Origin of the sequence: Labrenzia sp. OB1 (assembly GCF_001624695.1) — a bacterium.
Taxonomy (GTDB): Bacteria; Pseudomonadota; Alphaproteobacteria; order Rhizobiales; family Stappiaceae; genus Roseibium.
The window spans coordinates 1-3,495 of record NZ_JSEP01000061.1; the positions used below are offsets into that span (position 1 = coordinate 1).

At 51.6% G+C, this 3,495-nt stretch carries 3 protein-coding genes and 1 pseudogene; all 4 read left to right on the forward strand.

What is annotated here, in order from left to right; genetic code table 11:
• On the forward strand, positions 1-452 hold a 452-nt coding region (locus tag OA90_RS27400; protein ID WP_156510720.1), incomplete at its 5' end, for an autotransporter outer membrane beta-barrel domain-containing protein.
• Positions 453-573: 121 nt separating this feature from the next.
• Positions 574-1,283 (forward strand): annotated as a pseudogene (locus tag OA90_RS27405) (IS6 family transposase).
• Between the two features lie 444 nt (positions 1,284-1,727).
• Entirely contained in the window at positions 1,728-2,918 is a 1,191-nt protein-coding gene (locus tag OA90_RS27410) for a hypothetical protein (RefSeq protein ID WP_156510721.1), read from the forward strand.
• A gap of 90 nt (positions 2,919-3,008) precedes the next feature.
• On the forward strand, positions 3,009-3,495 hold a 487-nt coding region (locus OA90_RS28380; protein ID WP_156510722.1), incomplete at its 3' end, for a helix-turn-helix domain-containing protein.

Consider the following 3,495-nt stretch of genomic DNA (forward strand, 5'->3'; position numbering starts at 1 on the left):
GTGTCAGCCCGACCGTTTTCCTGTCACCCGCTTTTTTGCGTCCCTATGTCGGGCTTTCGGTAATCCACCAGATCACGGACGGGTTCCGGGAAAAGGGCGGTTCAACGGCCCTGAGTGGGGGCTATGCAACACATACGGTTGGTGTTGGTGAGCTCGGTCTGAGCATCGCACACTCTGTCGAGGTGCCCGAGATCGGCCCGCTCAAACTCTACGGTTCTCTTGCCTGGCGGCGCCTGATCGGCAACGAGGACTTGTCCCGCCAGATGGCCTTTGCCGACAGTCACACGTTCCAGGTGCATGGCGTCCCGCTGGCTCGCGACACGGCGAATGTGGAGATGGGCATGGCGCTGGATCTGGGGCAGGAGCTTCAGGCCTCGGTGGACTATCAGGGTGCATTCGGCCGCGATGCTAAAGACAACTATTTCGGCTTGAAAGTCGCCAAACGGTTCTGACCCACTGCTGATTTGAACGGGCTCCAGGCGACGATTACGATGGCGGTGCTGCTGGCGTATGAGGGAGATTGGCTGGGATTGCCAAGTTGTTGACGGATCTCAAGGCTTGTAGATCGCTGTGATGATTCAGAGTTCCGATTTTCCGCGCCTTAAGGGCTTCCGTTTTCCCAGGTCGATCATTTCCTACGCGGTTTGGGCGTATCATCGCTTTGCGTTGAGTACGGCCGATGTTGAAGATCTCCTGGCGGAGCGGGTATTGGTGTCAGCCGGGAAACGATCCGCAACTGGGTGAACCGGTTTGGCCGGCATTTCGCGCGTTGCATTCGTCGAGACCGGCCAAAGCCCAACAACAAGTGGCCTCTTGATGAGGTGGTGATTGTCATCGGCGGTGTGAAATACTGGCTTTGGCGGGCGATTGACGGCGATGGCGATGTGCTCGACATCCTGGTTCAATCCCACCGCAATGCAAAAGCTGCCAGGCGTTTCTTCGACAGGTTGGTCACGCAATTCGGCGAGCCCAGGGTCGTGGTGACGGATAAGCTGCGCAGCTACACCAAGCCGGTTCAGGCCCTTGCTCCGGATGCCGATCATCGCGCTCACAAGGGGCTGAGTAACAGGATTGAGAATTCCCATCGCCCGACACGCAAACGGGAGAAGATTATGGGTCCTTTCAAGTCGCCCCGGCAAGCGCAGCGGTTTCTGTCTGCCCACGATCAGATCAACACGATCTTCCGGCCACGCCGCTACACCCTGTCGGCCGCCGCATACCGGCACGCAAAGGCTGATGCATTCGGCTTATGGCACGACTACACCGGCGAAATGAACGCCTGAAATCCGTCCAAAGCACGGCACCTTCCGGGCACAACAAAACAAGCTGGCAATCCCGCACTGACCGCACTCGTGCAGTTTTCGGGCGGAACCACTTAAAAACTGAAAAAACTGCCGAAACAAACCGGGCCAATTCTTTCGTATGCTGTTCCAATTGTGACACATGAAAGGATTGGATCTGGATATTTTAGCCGTTAGAAACGTTTAAGGAATTCATGATGCTTTCGTCAAAAGTTAGTAATGTTGCAGGCAGAACCGGCAATACGGAGCCTGCTACATCGCCAAATAATCAGGCAACGCAAGAGCGGGACGGCCATACCTTTCCACTTAAAAACTGAAAAAACTGCCGAAACAAACCGGGCCAATTCTTTCGTATGCTGTTCCAATTGTGACACATGAAAGGATTGGATCTGGATATTTTAGCCGTTAGAAACGTTTAAGGAATTCATGATGCTTTCGTCAAAAGTTAGTAATGTTGCAGGCAGAACCGGCAATACGGAGCCTGCTACATCGCCAAATAATCAGGCAACGCAAGAGCGGGACGGCCATACCTTTTCAAGGAGTTCTGCTGTGAGGCTTAGTAATCCCACGAGTGGGTTAATGGATCGGATCAGAAGCTTCTTCGAGCGTATTTTCTGCAGATGCATATGTCAGGGGGCGGATGTCGATGAGCCAAATGTTTTGAATACTCCAGCGCGTCCTTCAGAGGAGGCGGCCAAAAATGTCTTGGACATTTTAAGTAAAAGTGATTATGGAGACCACGAACACTACAATTTCAGCGACGCTGTTGAATTATTGAGTACATTGTTGGCGCCTGTGGATATTAAACAAAGATGGGAAGGGCACCTTTATCTGACATCCGCCGAGCACTTCGACAAATTTGGACGTTATTTAACCAAAGCTTTTAATGAACTGCCCGAAGGAAAAGTCACACAAATTCGTTTTAATTTGAGGCGCATTTCTTTGTTGGTCAATAGAATGAATTCATTTGACTATCATAGTAAACTCCGCAAATTGTGTTTGCAGACGGTTGAAGAGCTTTGTTCTCCCCCCAACAGGGAACCCAGTTCTATTGGGTACCTCGACTTCAGAAAGACATCTGAAGCGGAACGAAAACATGAACTTTATGAAAGGAAGTATTGGAATTCAACGCCGGAGGAGGCGGCCAATACCATATTGGAAATGTTAATTGCAGGGGATTTTAACTCCAAGAAAGTCGCCAGAATGGAACTATGGACGGCGAGTATGAGCTGGATGCTAGTTGATAAGACATCTGAAGAATATCAAGAACCAAGGATTCCACCCAAGGAAAAAACTAGAGAACAAACTATTGATTACTTTAGTCGCGCTCTTGTGGGGATTCCGAAAGATAAAGTTGAAGCAATTCTTATCAGTTTGGAAGCGGAAGATCTTCGTGAAACCTTTCCTATGGATGTAGATGACATATTTCTGCTCCAGACGATCAAGGATATATGTAATTCATACGACGAGATCGTTGCCAATAGTAGAAAAATATCTCAGGCTAAAGGAAACGATGACGATGAAAAATCTGATGAACCAGTGATGAGAGCAACACCAGAGGATCGGTCAGACCACGAGCGCTTGGAGATGCTTTCTGGCAGATTTTCTACGTACTGACTACTTGTGAGTTCCAAGAAGGTTGTTCATTCGCATTGAAGGTCTGAGACTGGTTGGTGAGCAAACACAATCAGTTTCAGGATCGATGGAATGAACAACCCGCACAAGAATGCCCGCACGTGTTTTTACAGTCGAGAGCAAATTGTTCTGCGTCACCAGAACGGAGAGGCTGCAGCGACTATTGCGGCGGCTTTCGGGATCTCGGTGCGCACTGTCCACAAGTGGCTGCGCCGGTATCGTGAGGAAGGGCCTCAGGGGCTCGTCCATCGCAGCAGTGYCCCGCGTACGTGCGCCCAGGCCTACATGGCCGGCTGGCGCGACCTGATCTGCAGCTTGCGCCAGTTACGGCTTACGGCGCTGGAAATTTCCGGTCTCCTGAAGTTCCCCAGATCGACCGTCGCTCATGCCTTGAAACAGTGGGGGCTGAACCGCCTCAATCGTCTCACACCTCCCGAACCCGTGCGCCGTTATGAGCGGGCCCGTCCCGGGGACCTCATCCATCTGGACATCAAGAAACTGGGGCGGTTCAACAAGGTCGGCCATCGCATAACCGGACATCACAGGCGTCAGCGCTCCC

Bases quoted from the DNA above. Each gene is read 5' to 3' on its own strand.
- OA90_RS27410 (WP_156510721.1), top strand. From the start codon at position 1,728: ATGATGCTTTCGTCAAAAGTTAGTAATGTTGCAGGCAGAACCGGCAAT.